The sequence below is a fragment of the Xanthomonas sp. Leaf148 genome (assembly GCF_001423585.1).
Classification (GTDB): domain Bacteria; phylum Pseudomonadota; class Gammaproteobacteria; order Xanthomonadales; family Xanthomonadaceae; genus Xanthomonas.
Genome location: NZ_LMOP01000008.1, coordinates 867,135 through 884,161, shown reverse-complemented (window position 1 = coordinate 884,161; position 17,027 = coordinate 867,135). Strand labels below are relative to the sequence as shown.

Genomic DNA, 17,027 nt, shown 5'->3' with positions numbered 1-17,027 from the left:
TCCCCGATGATCCGCCGATCCCTCGCCCTGGCCCTGGCCGCCGCCCTGTCACCGATGGCAGCGCATGCCACCGATCTGCTGCAGGTCTATGAAATGGCCCGCAACGGCGACCCGCAGCTGGCCGTGGCCGAGTCCACGCGGCTGGTGAATCGGGAGGGACAGGTGCAGGCGCGTGCGGCGCTGTTGCCGCAGCTGGACGGTAGCGCCGGCTACACCCAGGCACATCGCGAGCTGGAAGGCGTGGATGGTCGCTCCACCACCAAGCAGCGGCAGTACACGGTTCAGGGCAGCCAGACCATCTTCAACTGGGCGCAGTTCGCCAATCTGCGTGCGCAGCGCGAAGTGGCCAAGGCCGCAGACTTCACGCTGGCATCGGCCAACAACGACCTGATCACCCGCACCTCGGCGGCGTATTTTCAGGTGCTGGTCGGTATCGAGTCGCTGGCGGCGGCAGAAACCAACGAAGCGGCGGCCAAGAAGCAGTTCGACTACGCCGACAAGCGCCTGGAAGTAGGCCTGGCGCCGATCACCGACGTGCACGAAGCGCGCGCGCAGTACGACCAGGCGCGTGCCGACAGCATCAACGCACGCAATACGCTGAAGGATTACTACCAGGCGTTGACCGAACTGACCGGCCAGCCGGTAGTCGGCCTTCGTGCGCTGCCGGAAGACTTCCGCCCGGAAGTGCCGGCTGCTTACAGCAACGTCGATCAGCTGGTATCCGCCGCCATCGCCGACAACCCGGCGCTGAAGGCACAGCAGCTGCAGGTCAGTGCAGCCGAGGCGCAGGTCAATGCGGCGCGTGCCGGCCATTACCCCACCTTGAGCCTGGGCGCCAATATCGGTCGCAGCAATAGTTGGGGCGGCCAGGGCACGGTCGATCAGGCCGCAGGTAACTTCACCACCGCGGGCCGCGATATCGATACCGATTCGGTCGGCATCACGCTGTCGATCCCGATCTTCGCTGGCGGCGCAACGCAGTCGGCCGTGCGTCAGGCGCTGTCGCGTCGCGATATCCAACAGGACACCTACGAGCAGCAGAAGCGCGCGCTGGACCGCAATACGCGCAATGCCTATCAGACCGTGGTCGCCGGTATCAGCGAAGTGGAAGCGCGCCGTTTGGCAGTGGTCTCCGCGCAAGCCGCCTACGATGCCTCGCAGGTCGGCCTGGAAGTCGGCACGCGGACCGTGCTGGACGTGGTGCAGAACCAGCGCACCCTGTTCCAGGCGCAGTTGAACTACGCGCAGTCGCGCTACACCTTCCTGCAGAATCGCCTGCTGCTCGGCCAGGCCATCGGCAAGCTCGACATCACCGACCTGCAGGATGTGAATCGCCTGCTGTCGCAGGATGCCGAAGCCAGGCTGCAGGGCAGCGGCTCGCTGCAGTAAAGCGAGCGGATAGGTCACTAAAAAGGCGGGCGAAGGCCCGCCTTTTTTATGTCCGATGCAAGCGCGTACCTGGCTGCGTGCGATACCTGCGATGACTGCCGCATCAGCGGGTGATCTGCCGCTTGGCTGGAGTGCCCTTGCCGCCCGCCATCGCGGGACACGCCGCAAGTAGGTCCTTGTAGCGGCATTCATGCCGCGTAAGAGCCCGCGACGGTGGGCGGGCAAGGACCAATCAAGATGGTCGATGTGCGTAGCTCTTCTCAAAGCAAACCACACCCTGTCTGGTGCGGTGTCCTCGCCACTTGCGGGACCGTGTGGCGGCATGGATGCCGCCACCGGGCCTCCACGGACGGATGCACGGCGTGTCCCGCGAGCGGTGAGGACGCCGCGCCCTCGACCAATGCGGCTTGAGACTCTCCAGATGACGCCAAAAAGTGGCTAACAAAACGACCGCGCGATCGCCCCGTTTGATTGGTCGCTCCAAGACCACTTGATGATGTGACTTGGCATGACTGCAACAGGTTCTGTGCAACGATGCAGCACGCACGCAGTTAGATCTTTCAAGACTCCACACCATCACCAACCACCTGCGGCAAATCAGGTGCAATCTGCACCAGCGTGCGTGCCACTGCGCCCTTGCCGTTGGCGACCAGCGCCAACCCTGCGGCAGCCATCGCCTCACGCCGGGCCGGGTCGCCGAGCAGACGCGCAAGATCGCGATAAACACAGTCGGCGTCCTCGCAGATCGCGACCGCATCGGCCTCGCGCATGCGCCGCGAAATTTCCGAGAAATTATGCAGATGCGGGCCGGTCACTGCCGGCGTGCCAACCGCTGCCGGTTCGAGCAGGTTGTGCCCGCCGATCGGCTGCAGGCTGCCACCGACGAAAGCAACCTGCGCGCATGCATAAAAACTCATCAGCTCGCCCAAGGTATCGATGACGAAGACCGTATCGAGCGCTTGTGGCCACTGCTGCGCTTTGCGTGTCGCCACGCGCCAGCCGCGCTCGCGCGCCAACGCCTCGACCTTCGGAAACCGCTCGGGATGGCGTGGCGCCCACAGCAGCAGCAGGTCCGGAAACTGCACCAGCAACTGCGCATGGATATCGGCCACCGCCGCCTCTTCGCCCTCATGCGTGCTGGCGGCAATCCACACCGGCCGCGTTGCCGGCACATGGGTACGGAACTGCGCGACCAGCGCCTGTAACTGTTCGGGGGCGGCGATATCGAATTTGAGATTGCCCAGCGCCACCACTTGGTCCGGACGCGCGCCAAGGGTGATGAAGCGCTCCGCATCGTCCTGCGACTGCGCCGCCACGCAGGTCACCGTGCGCAGCGCGCGGCTGATCAAGGGCGCCAGCACGCGGTAACCGCGCAAGGAGCGCGCCGACAAACGTGCGTTGAGGATGTACAGCGGAATCTGGCGGTCGCGGCAACCGAACAACATGTTCGGCCATAGCTCGGTTTCCAGAATCAGCGCCAGCCGCGGGCGAAAATGTTCCAGAAAGCGCCCCACGCTGCCGGGCACGTCGTACGGCAGATACACATGGTCGACCGCATCGCCCCACACCGCGCGCACGCGCTCGGAACCGGTGGGCGTGATGGTGGTGATGACCCAGCGAATATCCGGGCGTTGCGCGCGCAAGGCGTTGACCAGCGGCGCGGCTGCATTGACCTCGCCCACCGACACCGCATGCACCCACACCCGCGGGCGGCCGCAGGCATGCGTGTACGACGCATAGCGCTCGTTCCAGCGGTTGAAGTATTCGCGCACGCGAAAACCGCGCCACACCAGGTGGTACACCGTGACCGGCAACAACAGGTAGAGCAGCGCCGAGTACAGCCCGCGCAACAGCCATTCGATCGGGTCTTTCCGCATGCATGCAGGATACGGGAGCGCCTGCACGTGCGCATGTGCACGCTGCCCGATGCGCCCGATCCCTTAGAATCGCACCATGTCCGAGTCCGCCAACGTCGCCGTCCGCCCCTCCCTGCGCAACCCCAAGCATTGGCCCATGTACCTGGGCCTTGCGGTGATGGTGCTGGCCGGGCGCCTGCCCTGGACGCTGCAACGCGCGGTGGGCCGTGGCGTGGGCTGGATCGCGATGCGCGTGGCGGGCACGCGTCGGCGTGCTGCCGAGGTCAACCTCAGACTGTGCTTTCCCGAGCAGGACGATGCATGGCGAGCGCGACTGCTGCGGGATAGTTTCGACGCGCTGGGCGTGGGCCTGTTCGAATTTGCGCGTGCGTGGTGGGGCAGCATCGACGCCATTCGCCCAGGCGTGCAGATCGAAGGACTGGAGCATCTGCAGCAGCTGCAGGAACAAAAGCGCGGCGTGCTGCTGGTGTCCGGCCACTTCATGACACTGGAAATGTGCGGGCGGCTACTGTGCGACCACATACCGCTGGCCGGCATGTACCGCAAGCACCGAAACCCCGTGTTCGAATGGGCGGTCAAGCGCGGCCGCTTGCGCTATGCCACGCACATGTTCGCCAACGAGGATCTGCGCGCCACCATCAAGCACCTCAAGCGCGGCGGTTTTCTGTGGTACGCGCCGGACCAGGACATGCGCGGCAAGGACACCGTGTTCGTGCCGTTTTTCGGGCACCCGGCCTCGACCATCACGGCTACCCATCAGCTCGCGCGGCTGACCGGTTGCGCGGTGGTGCCGTATTTCCATCGCCGCGAAGGCGGCCGCTACATCCTCAAGATTGCGCCGCCGCTGGCAGGCATTCCGTCGGAGGATGTGATCGCCGATACCACGCAGGTCAATGCGGCGATCGAGGACATGGTGCGCGAGGCGCCGGATCAATACCTGTGGATCCACCGCCGCTTCAAGCGTCAGCCAGGTGGGCGCAGCGCGTTCTATCAGTGAGCTGTCGCTGCAGGTGGCGCGCCGATGATGGCGTGTGGCACGCAGGTCTCCCCTGCCCGGCACCCGCGATCACGATGCCAGCGGCTCAGCCCAGCGGCGGCTGATCCGCGTCGTCGTTGAGCAACGCGCCGGCATACAACCCGGCCAGCATCAGACTCAAGCCGCCCCAGAAGCTGGAATAGAACGCCAGATGGGTATTGAGCGGGAAAACGGTAGCCACCAACGCGATCATCGCAGGCCGCGCCTGCTCGCGTGCGGCTAGACTCGAATAGCGCCACGCACGCCACGCTTGCGCCGCACCGGCCAGCCATAGCAGCAAGCCGATCACACCGGTTTCGGCCAGGATTTCCAGCACGATCTGATGCGCGTGGAAGGCCGGGCCATCGCCCCAGGCGGGCGCCTGTGCAGGGGCCGGATTGCAGGCTGGATATGCCTGTCGAAACCCGCGCGCGCCCACCCCATTGAGTGGATGCGCGCGGATCATGCACAGCGCTGCGCCCCAGATCTGGCCGCGTCCGGACAAGGCCTGATCCACGCCTTGCTCGCCATTGCCAAATGCCAGAGTGGTGCGCTGGATGCGCTCGCGTGCCTGTGGTGCCACCGCTACAACGCCACCAGCCAGCAGCACGCCGGCCACCGCCACTGCCAGCAGGCGCCGGCCGCCCAATAGTTGCCACCCGGACAGCAGCACGATCACGCCGTAGGTGATCCACGAGGCGCGCGACCCCGCCAACACCAGCACCACGCCGACCGCGGCCGCCGCGCCTGCCCAGGCCCAGACATTGCGCCGCCCCAGTGCCAGCAGCAGGAACGGCGACAGGCTGGCCAGGGTCTGCCCGAACTTGAGATTGCACGGCCCCAGCACGCCGCTGAGGCGGTCGGCCAGCGCCAGCTCCTGCGGCGTGCACAGCCCGTGGCCGCTGATCAGCTGCTTGAGTTGATCCAGCGCGAAGAACAATGGGCTGCTGCCGATGGCAGCCTGCAATAGCGCGTCCAGCGTCCACACCCCGCCGATCACCGCCAGGCCGATGAAGGTGCGGCGTCGCCGCTGCGCATTGGCGACCGCAATCGCGCACAGCCACATGAAAGGCAGATAGCGCAGATCGGTGGCTGATTTGCGCAGGGCGCGACCGACATCCATCGCATCGAACGCGGACAGCATCTGCGGCAGCCAGTACGCAAAGAACAACACACTGGTCAGCGCCCAGGCCGCACCGCTGAGCAGGCGTGTGCCGCCGCGAAAACGTGCGTGCAGCAAACGGTACGCCGCGAACAACGCGCCCAGCGACAGCACGGTTTCGGCCAAGCCGGGCGTAGGCCACAGCGCGACAAACAGGAGCACCCATAGCGGCGCCCAGCGCCCGGCATCGGGCGTCAATGCGGGCGCGCTTATTGGAACGTCAGCGGCGGAGTTCGTCATAGATCTTCAAGGTGGCCGATTGCATGGCCTGCAACGTATAGGGAAGGACCGCCGGCGGTGTGGGCGGGTGCTGCAGAAGCTGCAGTGCCTGAGCGCATAGCGCATCGGCATCGAAGGCCGGCACCGCACCGTCGGGCTGCAGCTCGGCAAGCAATTCGCCAACGCCGCCATGCTGCCAGCCCAGAACCGGCCTGCCCACCGACAAAGCCTCGACCACGGTACGGCCGAAGGCTTCGGGCTTGCGCGACAGCTGCAGCACCAGATCGCTGGCGGCATAGGCATCGGCAATGCGCGTGGTGGGCTCGGTGAAGGCGACCGCCTCGGCCACCTCCAACCGCGCTGCTTCGGCTTCCAGCTCGCGCACATACGCCTCGCGCCCGGGTTCGCGCGCACCCGGCAGCCACAGCCAGGCCGGCACGCCGGCAGCGCGCACATCGGCCAGCAGTTGCAGACCATCGGCATGGCCCTTCAAGCGCGTGCCGCGCCCCGGCAGCAGCAACAGCGGTGCGTCGGACGGCAGCCCAGGCAACAGGGTCTGCGCCCAGCTGCGCGCGCGCCGATCCGGTCGCAAGCGGCGCGGAAACTGGGCGATGTCGACGCCACGCGGAATCGTGCGCAGATGCGCCGGATCGGTCTGCGGATAGTGCGTGCAGACATAGTCGCGCACGGTTTGCGAGACGCAGATGACGCGTTCGCCATAGGTCATGACCGCGCTGTAGCGGCTGGGCGAATTGAGCCCGTGCACGGTGGTGACGAAGCGCGGGCGCGTGGCTGCGGGCATCCCGCGCAGCGCGTACCACCCCAGCCAGGCCGGCAGCCGCGAACGCGCGTGCACGATGTCGGCACCGAGTTCGGCAAACAGACGACGCAGGCCGACCACGTGGCGCAGGGTCAGCAGCGACTTGCGGCCGATGTCCAGGGTGAGGTGCTCACCGCCGGCTTCCAGCAACTGCGGGACCAGGCGCCCGCCAGCCGATACGACCACGGCGCGATGGCCAGCGCGCACCAGCGCGGCAGTCACTTCCAGGGTGGAGCGTTCCACGCCGCCGGACTGCAGCGCCGGCAGCAATTGCACCACGGTCAGGCGGTGCATGCAGCCAGGATCAGTCGGCGAGTACGAACAGCGAGCCGCAATACGGGCACTTGGCTTCGCCGTTGGGTTCGTCTTCGATCGGCAGATACACGCGCGGATGCGAGTTCCACAGCGCCATCTGCGGCGTCGGGCAGCTCAGCGGCAGGTCTGCCCGCTGCACGGTGTAACGCTTTTCGGCATTGGCGGGCGCGGTGGCGGTCTGGCTCATGGCGGTGCGATCGGTAAACGAAGACAGAGCCCGGATTCTAGCAGCCTGCCTGCATGCGCAGGGCCGCGCCGTTGCGCGCGTTTTGCTTGCGCATGCGATTGGCAGCCGGGAAGACGGGCGTGGCCCACATGAATGAGCGTGAGTTGCCGAGCCAGAGGCGGCATCGGCATCGTGGGGTTGGGAGCGCTAACAAAGCGCACCGGAGGGCGCCACCCGGGAACGGATGACCGAATCGTGATGCCCAAACGGTGCCGCGTACCAATGCACCTCGCTGCCGGACGCGCAGCGCGATTGATGGTCGCTCGCGTTGATGCAAGGCAGAACTGCTTGCCCACCACAGAGTCGTTACGCAGGTCTCGCCGTTGTCGGTAGCAACCGGAGCGGTCGAGATGTGCGGTGCCTTGCATGGTGAACGGTCAACGGTGAGCGCTCATCAAGGTGACTGCGCAAACGTCGACATGGAAGAGCGGCATTTGGATGACTCTCTCACCTCCCGCACGCCCAGCGGCGCAGCATCCAGCGCACAGCTCGCTTGCGTGCGCTCAGTGTTTTGTCCACGATCGGCCGGCACCCGAATCTGTGCGGATCGAACAGCACGCATCCCTCTCGCCCGCTGCCGGCATTGCAGCGCAGCGTCCATGCGACGCAACCTGGGCGGCGATGAACGCGCTGCTGGTCCGCCATCAAGGAGACACCACCACGTGAGTCTGTCGGTCGTTGTGCGGCGTTTGCCGTTGGTTGTTGCGTTGGCACTCGCATCTGCGCATGCAGGTGCGGCAGGCGGGTTTGCCAGTTCCTTCGATCAAGGGCAGCCCATGCCGGTCCAAGCGATGCCTGGCGATGTGCGGATCGCGGTCGGCAGCGGCCCTGCCGCGCCCTACGCGGCCAAGCCCAGCACCGGCTACAGCGGCGCGCATGCGCTGCGTTACGACAGCAGCGGCACGGGAAGGCGCACCTTGTTTGCCACCGACATCGTGATCGATGCGCACACCACCTTGTCGTGGATGGTGCTGCCGGAGAGCGTCGGCACCGATCATGTCGCCTCGACCTATGTGTCGCTGGATCTGGTGTTTGAAGATGGCACGCGGTTGTCGGCGAGCCAGGCGCACGACCAGCATGGCGTGGCGATAGGTGCGCGTGCGCAAGGACAGTCGAAGACCTTGTACCCGCAGCAGTGGGCACGCAAGGAAGTGCGACTGGGTGAGGTGGCCGGCCTGCATGGGCGACGCGTGCGGGTGATCGAGCTGGAGCTCGCACCGCCCGCGGGCGCATCAGCGGCCGGCTGGATCGACGACATCGCGCTGGGCGATGTGCCGCTGCCGACGCCGGCACGCCCGTCGGATTGGGTATTGACCACGCGGGGTACGCAGTCCAACGGCACGTTTTCGCGCGGCAACAATTTCCCCGCCACGGCGGTGCCGCATGGATTCAACTTCTGGACGCCGGTAACCGATGCGGGAACGCTGACCTGGTTGTACCGCTGGAACGAGCAGAACGATGCCGATAACCGGCCACGCCTGCAGGCGCTGGCGCTGAGTCATCAACCCAGTCCGTGGATGGGCGACCGGCAGACCTTTCAAGTCATGCCCTCACTCGGCGCGGGCGTGCCCGAAGCCGATCGCGGCAAGCGTGCGCTGGCGTTTTCGCATGCCAATGAAATAGCGCGCCCGTACCGCTACGCGGTGCAGTTCGACAATGGCCTGCACGCCGAGATCGCACCGACCGACCATGCGGCGCTGTTCCGCTTTCGCTTCCCGGATCACGGCGATGCCAACCTGCTGTTCGACAATGTGGATGCGCGCGGCGGGCTACGTCTGGATGCCGCGACGCAGACGCTGTCCGGTTACACCGATGTGCGCAGCGGGCTGTCGACCGGTGCGACACGCATGTATGTGGTTGCGAGCTTCGATCGGCCGTGGACGTCTAGCGGTCGCGTCGATACCGGGCGGCCCACCGGCTGGATCAAGTTCGATGCTGGTAAAGCGCGTCAGGTGCAGATGCGCATCGCCACCTCGTTGATCTCGCTGGAGCAGGCCAGACACAACCTGGCGTTGGAAATCGCACCGCAAGCATCCTTCGAGCAGATCGCCGCGCAAGCGCAGGACGCGTGGGACGCATTGCTGGGGCGGTTCGATGTGCCCGATGCGACTGCCGACCAGAAAACCACGCTGTATTCCAATCTCTATCGGCTGCATCTGTACCCGAACTCCGCGCATGAAAACGCAGGGAATGCAGATGCGCCCGACTGGCGTTACGCAAGCCAGAACAGCTGGTCGGACGACAACATCGACGGCAGCGCGGTGCGCAGTTTTGCACCGATCCGCGACGGCCGGGTTTACGTCAACAATGGGTTGTGGGACACCTTTCGCACCGCGTGGCCGGCCTATGCGCTGTTTGCGCCCGACGCTGCCGGAACCTTTGTGCAAGGCTTTATCGAGCAAGCGCGTGCGGGGGGATGGATTGCGCGTTGGTCTTCGCCCGGCTACGCCGACCTGATGGTCGGTACCAGTTCCGATGTGGCGTTTGCCGATGCCTGGCTCAAGGGCGTACAAGGCTTCGATCCGGCCGAGGCGTACGCCGCCGCGCTCAAAAACGCCACCGTGGTGGCACCGGATCGTCACGTAGGCCGCAAAGGCATGGCGCGTTCGACCTTCCGCGGCTACGCCGATACCGATACGCGCGAAGGCATGTCGTGGTCGATGGAAGGCGCGCTCAACGACTTCGGCATCGCCAACATGGCCGATGGATTAGCCAGGCAGGCGACCAACGCGAACGTGCGCGAGCGCTATGCGACCGAGGCGATGTATTTCCGCCAGCGTGCGGCCGGGTATTCGGCACTATTCGATCCGGCAATCGGTTTTTTTCAAGGGCGAAACGCGGATGGACGCTGGCGGGTGGATGCGGCGCACTACGACCCGCGCGTCTGGGGCAATGACTACACCGAATCCAGCGGCTGGACGTTCGCGTTCACCGCGCCGCACGATGGCGAAGGGTTGGCCTCGCTCTACGGCGGGCGCGCCGCATTGGCGGCAAAACTCGATACTTTCTTTGCCACCCCGGAAACCGCCGAGGCAAAATTTGCCGGCTCTTACGGAGACACCATCCACGAAATGACCGAGGCGCGCGACGTGCGCCTGGGCATGTATGCGCACAGCAACCAGACCGCGCACCATATTCCGTGGATGTATCTGTTCGCTGGCCAGCCGTGGAAAACCCAGCAACTGACGCGCGAGATCCTGTCGCGCCTGTATCTGGGAAGCGAGATCGGCCAGGGCTATGCCGGCGATGAAGACAACGGCGAGATGTCGGCGTGGTATCTGTTCGCAGCGCTGGGGCTGTACCCGTTGCGCATGGGCGCACCGGAGTATGTGATCGGCTCGCCGCTGTTCAAGCATGCCAGCGTGCGGTTATCCGATGGCGGTACGCTTGTCGTCAATGCGCCGCAGAACTCGCCGCAAAATGTGTACGTGCAATCGCTCAAGCTCAACGGCAAGCCGTGGCACAAGACCTGGTTGGCGCATGCGGACATCGCCAACGGCGCGACGCTGGAGTTCGTGATGGGCCCCACGCCATCGCGCTGGGGGAGCGAACCGAAGGATGTGCCGCCATCGTTGACGCCGGCCGGGCAGCGCCCTGCCCCGTTGCACGATCTGCTGGGTGCTACCGCGCGCATTGTGATGGACGATGGCCGAGATATCGCGGCGCTGCATGATGACGATGCAGGCACGGTCAGTGCGCTATCGGCCGTGTCGACGTTGACGCTGAGTGGGCTCGAACCTGGCAAGGCGACGCTATATACCTTGACCAATGGCAGTGCGGCGATTGCTGCAGCTGGCTGGACGTTGGAAGCGCGCAATGCAGGTGGTGCGTGGCGGGTGGTCGATCACCGCAGCGACGAGCGTTTTCAGTGGGCGTTACAGACGCGTCCGTTTCGGATTGCGACGCCTGGCGCGTATGCGGAGTATCGGCTGCGGCTGACAATGCCTGCGCGCGCGCAGTTGGCCGAAATCGAGCTATTGGGTGCTGTTCCGGATGCGCGTTGAGAAGGGGATGACTGCTGGTGTGATCGCTTTTGAGTGACGAAGGAACGCGAGGCGTTGTTGCTTGCGTCGTTGATCAGCGTTTCAGTGGGTTGCAACGCTGATTCGCTGCTGAGGGTGGATCGTACCCTCACCCCAACCCCTCTCCCGAGGGGAGAGGGGCTTTCAGGCAGTGACTGCGCACTGGGTGTTGCGCTGCTTGATGTCTTGTAGCAACAAGGTTCTCGACAGGTTTCCGTCGTTGCCCTGTCGACCGAGCGCTTGCCACTTCGGATCAACTGTTGCTTGTCGGCTGACTGCTGCCACTTCAGATCAACTGTTGCTTGTCAGCTGACTGCTGCCACTTCGGTTCAACTGTTGCTTGTCGGCTGACTGCTGGCACTTCGGATCAACTGCTACTTGTCGGCTGACTGCTGGCACTTCGCTCAGCCATTGCCTCGTCGGCTGATTGCTGGCACGTCGATAGCCGTCGCCTTGCGGCCGACTACCAACACTCGATCAACCAATGCCCAGTTGATCGAATGCTTGCCACCCCAGCCCAATCGCTACCGCATCAACTCAAGCGTTGCCCTTTTCAGCCGCCGCTTTTTCCGCATCGCGTTGCCTGCGGATTTGCGCATCTACCGCGGCGATCGCGGTCATGTTCATCACCCGGCGCGAGGTAGCGCTGGTGGTGAGGATGTGCACCGGCTTGGAGATGCCCATCAGGATCGGGCCGATCGCCACGCCGTCGGTGAACACGCGCACCAGGTTGTAGGCGATGTTGGCTGCTTCCAGATTCGGCAGCACGAACAGGTTGGCGCGGCCCTTCAAGGTGCTGTTGGGCATGATCTGCTTGCGCAGCGCTTCGTCCCAGGCGGTGTCGCCCTGCATTTCGCCGTCGATGTTGAGCTCGGGCTTGCGCTTGAGCAGCGCCTCGCGCACCTGGCGCATCTTCAGCGCGTCGCGCGAGTCGTGGCTGCCGAAGTTGGAGTGCGACAGCAGCGCGATGTTGGGTTCGATACCGAACAACTTGAGGCGATAGGCGGCCTGCAGGGTGGCTTCGACCACCTGTTCGACAGTGGGGTCTTCCTGCACGTGCGTGTCCAGGAAGAAGAACACGCCCAGCTGGTTGATCACCCCGGTCATCGCCGAGGTGGAACTCACGCGCGGCTCAAGCGGGATCACGCTGCGGGCGTAGCCCAGCTTCTTGTGGAAGCGCCCCACCACGCCGGACAGCATCGCATCGGCTTCGCCGCGCGCCACCATCACCGCGGCGATCAGGGTCGGGCGTGAGCGCATCAGCTCCTTGGCGGCAGTGACGGTGACGCCGCGACGCTCGGTGAGCGCGTGGTAGTACTGCCAGTATTCGTTGAAGCGGGGGTCGTCGAGAATATTGGTGATCTCGAAGTCCACGCCGGCGGTCAGGCGCAGGCCCATCCGCTCGATACGCGCTTCGATCACATCCGGGCGGCCGATCAGGATCGGGAAGGCCAGGCCTTCGTCGACCACGTTCTGCACCGCGCGCAACACCACTTCTTCCTCGCCTTCGGCATACACAACACGCTGCTTGTCGGCACGCGCGCGGTCGTAGACCGGCTTCATCATCAGGCTGGTGCGGTAGACGAACTGGCTGAGCTTATCGCGATAGGCCTCCATGTCGGCGATCGGGCGCGTGGCCACGCCCGAGTCCATCGCCGCCTGCGCAACCGCCGACGACAGCTCTACCAGCAGACGCGGGTCCAGCGGCCGCGGAATCAGATACTCCGGGCCAAAGCTCGGGGTCTCGCCGCCATAGGCCGCGCCCAGGTCGGAGGCCTCGCGGCGCGCCATCGCCGCAATCGCCTTGACGCAGGCGATCTTCATTTCTTCGTTGATGCCGGTCGCACCCACGTCCAGCGCGCCGCGGAACAGATATGGGAAGCACAGCACGTTGTTAATCTGGTTCGGATAGTCCGAGCGGCCGGTGCCGATGATGCAATCCGGACGCACCGCCTTGGCAGCTTCCGGGGTGATCTCCGGGTTGGGATTGGCCAACGCGAAGATCACCGGCTGGCGCGCCATCGTGGCGACCATTTCCGGCTTGAGGATGCCGGCCGCCGACAGGCCCAGGAAGATATCCGCACCCTCGACGATCTCGGCCAGCGTGCGCTTGTCGGTGTCGCGTGCGTAGCGCTGCTTGTCCGGATCCAGATCGGTGCGGCCGGTGTGGATCACGCCGTCACGGTCCAGCGCCAGGATGTTCTCCGGCTTCAGGCCCAGCGAGACCAGCATGTTGACGCAGGAGATACCGGCCGCGCCCATCCCGGTGGTGGCCAGCTTGACCTCTTCGATCTTCTTGCCGGTGACCACCAGCGCGTTGAGCACCGCGGCGCCGACGATGATCGCAGTGCCGTGCTGATCGTCATGGAACACCGGGATGTTCATGCGCTCGCGCAGCTTGCGCTCGACGATGAAGCATTCCGGCGCCTTGATGTCTTCCAGATTGATGCCGCCGAAGGTCGGCTCCAGGCTGGCGATGATGTCCACCAGCTTGTCCGGATCGTTCTCGTTGATTTCGATGTCGAACACATCGATGCCGGCGAACTTCTGGAACAGCACGCCCTTGCCTTCCATCACCGGCTTGGACGCCAGCGGGCCGATGTTGCCCAGGCCCAGCACGGCGGTGCCATTGGTGATGACCGCCACCAGATTGCCGCGCGCGGTGAGCTCGCTGGCCTGGGTGGGTTCTTCGACGATCGCCTCGCAGGCGAAGGCCACGCCCGGCGAATACGCCAGCGACAGATCGCGCTGGGTCAGCATCGGCTTGGTCGCGGTGACCTTGATCTTGCCGGCCGGCTGCTGGCGGTGATAGTCGAGGGCGGCCTGTTTGAAGTCGTCGTTGGACATCGGCTGTGTGAGTCTCGAAGGCGCAGGAGGGCTGAATTCTACCCTCCTGCCTGAACAAGGGCCTGTCGCGCAGCTGTCAGCGCGGCAGGGAGATTGCATGCTGCAGCGCGTCGTGCGCGGCGGCCGGTGTTGGCTGGAACCGAAAACGGCCCTGCACCCCGCCGGATACACCGACGGAGAACAGGGCCGTAGGAAGCATCAGCGCGCGCTGATCGGGGCGACGACGCCGGCCGAGGCCACCGGCGCCTGCAACGGCGGCTCGCCGCCATCCAGCACCAGCTTGAGCTGGTCGCGGTCCAGCGCGTTTTCCCAGCGCGACACCACCACCGTGGCCACCGCGTTACCGATGAAGTTGGTCAGCGAGCGGCACTCGCTCATGAAGCGGTCCACGCCCAGGATCAGCGCCATGCCGGCCACCGGCACGTCCGGCACCACCGACAGCGTGGCCGCCAGGGTGATGAAGCCGGCACCGGTCACGCCGGCCGCGCCCTTGGAGCTGAGCATCGCCACTGCCAGCAATGTGATCTGCTGGCCCAGGGTCAGGTCCACGTTGGTGGCCTGGGCGATGAACAGCGCCGCCAGGGTCATGTAGATATTGGTGCCGTCCAGATTGAACGAATAGCCGGTCGGCACCACCAGGCCCACCACCGACTTCTCGCAGCCGGCCTTTTCCATCTTTTCCATCAGCGACGGCAGCGCCGACTCCGACGAAGAGGTGCCGAGCACCAGCAGCAACTCGGCCTTGAGGTAGCGGATCAGCTTGAGCACGGAGAAGCCGCACAGACGGCAGACGATGCCCAGGATCACCAGCACGAAGAACAGCGAGGTCAGGTAAAACGAACCCACCAGCCAGGCCAGATTGACCAGCGATTCCACACCGTACTTGCCGATGGTGAAGGCGATCGCACCAAACGCACCGATCGGCGCGGCCTTCATCAGCATGTGCACCAGGCGGAACACCGGGGCGGTCAACGCTTCCAGGAAGCTCAGCACCGGGCGGCCACGTTCGCCCACCAGCGCCAGCGCAATACCGAACAGCACCGCCACGAACAGCACCTGCAGGATGTTGCCATCGACGAACGCGCTGATCAGCGTGGCCGGGATGATGTCCATCAGGAAGCCGACCAGGCTCAGCTCGTGCGATTTCTGCACGTAGGTGTTGACCGCGCTCTGGTCCAGCTCGGCCGGGTTGATGTTCATGCCGGCGCCGGGCTGCACCACGTGCGCGACGATCATGCCGACGATCAGCGCCAGCGTGGAGAAGAACAGGAAGTAGGTCATCGACTTGGCGAAGACCCGGCCCACCGTCTTGAGGTGGGTCATGCCGGCGATGCCGGTAACGATGGTCAGGAAGATCACCGGGGCGATGATCATCTTCACCAGCTTGATGAAGGCGTCGCCCAGCGGCTTGAGGCTTTCGGCGAAGGCCGGCTCGAAGTGGCCCAACAGGGCGCCGAGGACGATCGCCACCACCACCTGGAAATACAGCTGGCGGTAGAAGGGCACGGACGCCGGCACCGGGCCGGCAGGCTTGCTGATGTGCATGACACCACTCCGAAGGAACTGGAGGGTGCCTGAGCAGGCACCCGGTGCAGGCATTCTGGGCGCACGTCACAGGCAGGGCCGATAACCCATTGGTACTACGCACTGTCGGCAGGCTGAACGTCGCCTTACACTTCAGCCGCGCCGCCGCCGGCCGTTAATTCCATTTAACGCAGATACCGACGTTTCTGTGCAGTCGCCGCCCGGACCTGCGCGCTTGCTGAAGCTGTTCACCGCGATCGCCATGGCAGGACGCCCGACCCCTTTCATTGCCGAAGACCATTCCCTATGCGCCTCAATCTGCTTGTTCTGGCGTTGGCTATCGCCATCGTCCCCGCCGCTGCCAATGCAGCCACCTCGATCGAAAACTGGCCGACCAAGTACACCTTCGGTGATGGCACCGAGCTGGGTCTGACCGGCAACTACGCCTACGACGACAACAACTTCTCCGGCGACGACCGCCTGGAAGACCGCAACGATTTCCGCCGCAAGGAATTCGGCGCCACCATCAAGAAGAAGGGCGTTTATGACGCCATGGTGTATTTCGACTTCGAAGCCAAGCTGTGGCTGGACGTGTTCTTCCGCGTCGAGACCAAGGCGCTGCTGGGCCAGGATTACGGCCGCGTGCGCCTGGGCTACATGAAGGTGCCGGTGGGTCTGGAAGCGGTGCAGAGCTCGCGCGCGGGCAGCTTCATGGAGCTGGGCCTGCCGGTGCAGGCAGTGTTCCAGGGCCGCCGGACCGGCGTGGAATGGACCCTGGAGCGTCCGCAGTACTTGCTGCAGGCCGGCGCGTACGGCGGCAAGGATCTGCAGGGCGACAATCCCGGCACCACCCAGGCCGTGCATGCGGCATGGACCCCGTTCAAGGCCGAAGGCGACGTGCTGCACCTGGGCATCGCCGGCTCGGTCGAAAACCCGCGCGGCTTCAGCGATGGCCGCGGCGTGTCCTTCAGCCCGCGCGTGCGCCTGCGTGCCCGCCCGGAAGCCGGCCTGACCGATGTGCGCCTGATCGACACCGGCACCATCCTCGATGTGGACCACGTGATCCGTACCGGCGTGGAAGCGGTCTGGATCCATGGCCCGTTCTCGCTGCAGAGCGAAGCCCTGCGTGCCGAAGTGGCGCGTAATGCCGGCCAGCCGCACTTCATCGCCCAGGGCCAGTACGTGTACGGCACCTGGTCGCTGACCGGCGAGTCGCGCAGCTATGCCGGCGGCGTGCCGGGCAACATCAAGCCTGCACACGACTACGGCGCGGTCGAACTGACTGCCCGCTACAGCCGCCTGAATCTGGAAGACAACAACATCCACGGCGGCCGTCAGCACGACACCACCATCGGCGCCAACTGGTACCTCACCAGCCACTTCAAGTTCCAGGCCAACTACAGCTGGGTGGACTCCTCGCGCAATGGCGTGCATGAAACCCCGCACGTGATGGAGCTGCGCGCACAGGTGCAGTTCTAAGCATCGCTGACGCAACCCAGCGCGCGGGCAATGTACTGCCGCGCACTGGTGTGATTCACGCGCTGCTGTCGTCTTAGACAGCAGCCGGTGTTCCGATACGGCCGCATCCTGTCACGGGTGCGGCCGTTGTCG

10 protein-coding genes are annotated in these 17,027 nt (G+C 65.1%); 4 read left to right on the top strand and 6 right to left on the bottom strand.

Annotation, left to right across the window (positions count from 1 at the left end; all coding sequences use genetic code 11):
* Positions 1-6 precede the first annotated feature (6 nt).
* A complete protein-coding gene (locus tag ASF90_RS08465) occupies positions 7-1,389 on the top strand; it encodes a TolC family outer membrane protein (protein ID WP_055848408.1) in 1,383 nt (460 codons plus the stop codon).
* Positions 1,390-1,949: 560 nt separating this feature from the next.
* On the opposite strand, the gene waaA is transcribed toward ASF90_RS08465, so the two are convergent.
* Complete coding sequence (waaA, locus tag ASF90_RS08460) at positions 1,950-3,266, bottom strand: lipid IV(A) 3-deoxy-D-manno-octulosonic acid transferase (protein WP_055848405.1); 1,317 nt, start codon at positions 3,264-3,266, stop codon at positions 1,950-1,952.
* Between the two features lie 76 nt (positions 3,267-3,342).
* Here waaA and ASF90_RS08455 point away from each other — a divergent pair, with 76 nt between their 5' ends.
* Positions 3,343-4,263: an LpxL/LpxP family Kdo(2)-lipid IV(A) lauroyl/palmitoleoyl acyltransferase gene (locus tag ASF90_RS08455; protein WP_055848401.1), complete on the top strand. Its 921-nt coding sequence runs from the start codon at positions 3,343-3,345 to the stop codon at positions 4,261-4,263.
* Positions 4,264-4,348: 85 nt separating this feature from the next.
* Here the strand turns inward: ASF90_RS08455 and ASF90_RS08450 are convergent, their stop codons facing one another.
* From ASF90_RS08450 to ASF90_RS08440, 3 genes are read right to left on the bottom strand one after another with little or no spacing between them, the layout of a single operon-like run.
* The gene (locus tag ASF90_RS08450; protein WP_055848396.1) at positions 4,349-5,683 is read right to left on the bottom strand and encodes an O-antigen ligase; all 1,335 of its coding nucleotides are present in this window, start codon (positions 5,681-5,683) and stop codon (positions 4,349-4,351) included.
* Positions 5,664-6,776: a glycosyltransferase gene (locus ASF90_RS08445; protein ID WP_055848393.1), complete on the bottom strand. Its 1,113-nt coding sequence runs from the start codon at positions 6,774-6,776 to the stop codon at positions 5,664-5,666. The genes ASF90_RS08450 and ASF90_RS08445 overlap by 20 nt, the downstream gene beginning before the upstream one ends.
* Positions 6,777-6,786: 10 nt before the next feature.
* Positions 6,787-6,984 (bottom strand): zinc-finger domain-containing protein, encoded by a 198-nt coding sequence (locus tag ASF90_RS08440; RefSeq protein ID WP_055848389.1) that lies wholly within the window; start codon positions 6,982-6,984, stop codon positions 6,787-6,789.
* A 701-nt stretch (positions 6,985-7,685) separates the two neighbouring features.
* Here ASF90_RS08440 and ASF90_RS08435 point away from each other — a divergent pair.
* Positions 7,686-11,027 carry a GH92 family glycosyl hydrolase gene (locus ASF90_RS08435; protein WP_055848387.1) on the top strand — a complete coding sequence of 1,114 codons (3,342 nt, stop codon included), beginning with the start codon at positions 7,686-7,688 and terminating at the stop codon, positions 11,025-11,027.
* Between the two features lie 555 nt (positions 11,028-11,582).
* Here the strand turns inward: ASF90_RS08435 and ASF90_RS08430 are convergent.
* Both ASF90_RS08430 and ASF90_RS08425 read right to left on the bottom strand, forming a co-directional pair.
* Complete coding sequence (locus ASF90_RS08430; protein WP_055848385.1) at positions 11,583-13,892, bottom strand: NADP-dependent malic enzyme; 2,310 nt, start codon at positions 13,890-13,892, stop codon at positions 11,583-11,585.
* 198 nt (positions 13,893-14,090) lie between these two features.
* Positions 14,091-15,437: a dicarboxylate/amino acid:cation symporter gene (locus tag ASF90_RS08425; protein WP_055848383.1), complete on the bottom strand. Its 1,347-nt coding sequence runs from the start codon at positions 15,435-15,437 to the stop codon at positions 14,091-14,093.
* Positions 15,438-15,722: 285 nt separating this feature from the next.
* Here ASF90_RS08425 and ASF90_RS08420 point away from each other — a divergent pair, with 285 nt between their 5' ends.
* On the top strand, positions 15,723-16,895 hold the full coding sequence (locus ASF90_RS08420; RefSeq protein ID WP_055848380.1) for an OprO/OprP family phosphate-selective porin: 1,173 nt from the start codon (positions 15,723-15,725) through the stop codon (positions 16,893-16,895).
* The last annotated feature ends 132 nt before the right edge of the window (positions 16,896-17,027 follow it).

What these genes read in the sequence shown, in the direction of transcription:
- ASF90_RS08465 (WP_055848408.1), top strand. Translation starts at nt 7, where the DNA reads ATGATCCGCCGATCCCTCGCCCTGGCCCTGGCCGCCGCCCTGTCACCG.
- waaA (WP_055848405.1), bottom strand. Translation starts at nt 3,266, where the DNA reads ATGCGGAAAGACCCGATCGAATGGCTGTTGCGCGGGCTGTACTCGGCG.
- ASF90_RS08455 (WP_055848401.1), top strand. Translation starts at nt 3,343, where the DNA reads ATGTCCGAGTCCGCCAACGTCGCCGTCCGCCCCTCCCTGCGCAACCCC.
- ASF90_RS08450 (WP_055848396.1), bottom strand. Translation starts at nt 5,683, where the DNA reads ATGACGAACTCCGCCGCTGACGTTCCAATAAGCGCGCCCGCATTGACG.
- ASF90_RS08445 (WP_055848393.1), bottom strand. Translation starts at nt 6,776, where the DNA reads ATGCACCGCCTGACCGTGGTGCAATTGCTGCCGGCGCTGCAGTCCGGC.
- ASF90_RS08440 (WP_055848389.1), bottom strand. Translation starts at nt 6,984, where the DNA reads ATGAGCCAGACCGCCACCGCGCCCGCCAATGCCGAAAAGCGTTACACC.
- ASF90_RS08430 (WP_055848385.1), bottom strand. Translation starts at nt 13,892, where the DNA reads ATGTCCAACGACGACTTCAAACAGGCCGCCCTCGACTATCACCGCCAG.
- ASF90_RS08425 (WP_055848383.1), bottom strand. Translation starts at nt 15,437, where the DNA reads ATGCACATCAGCAAGCCTGCCGGCCCGGTGCCGGCGTCCGTGCCCTTC.
- ASF90_RS08420 (WP_055848380.1), top strand. Translation starts at nt 15,723, where the DNA reads ATGCGCCTCAATCTGCTTGTTCTGGCGTTGGCTATCGCCATCGTCCCC.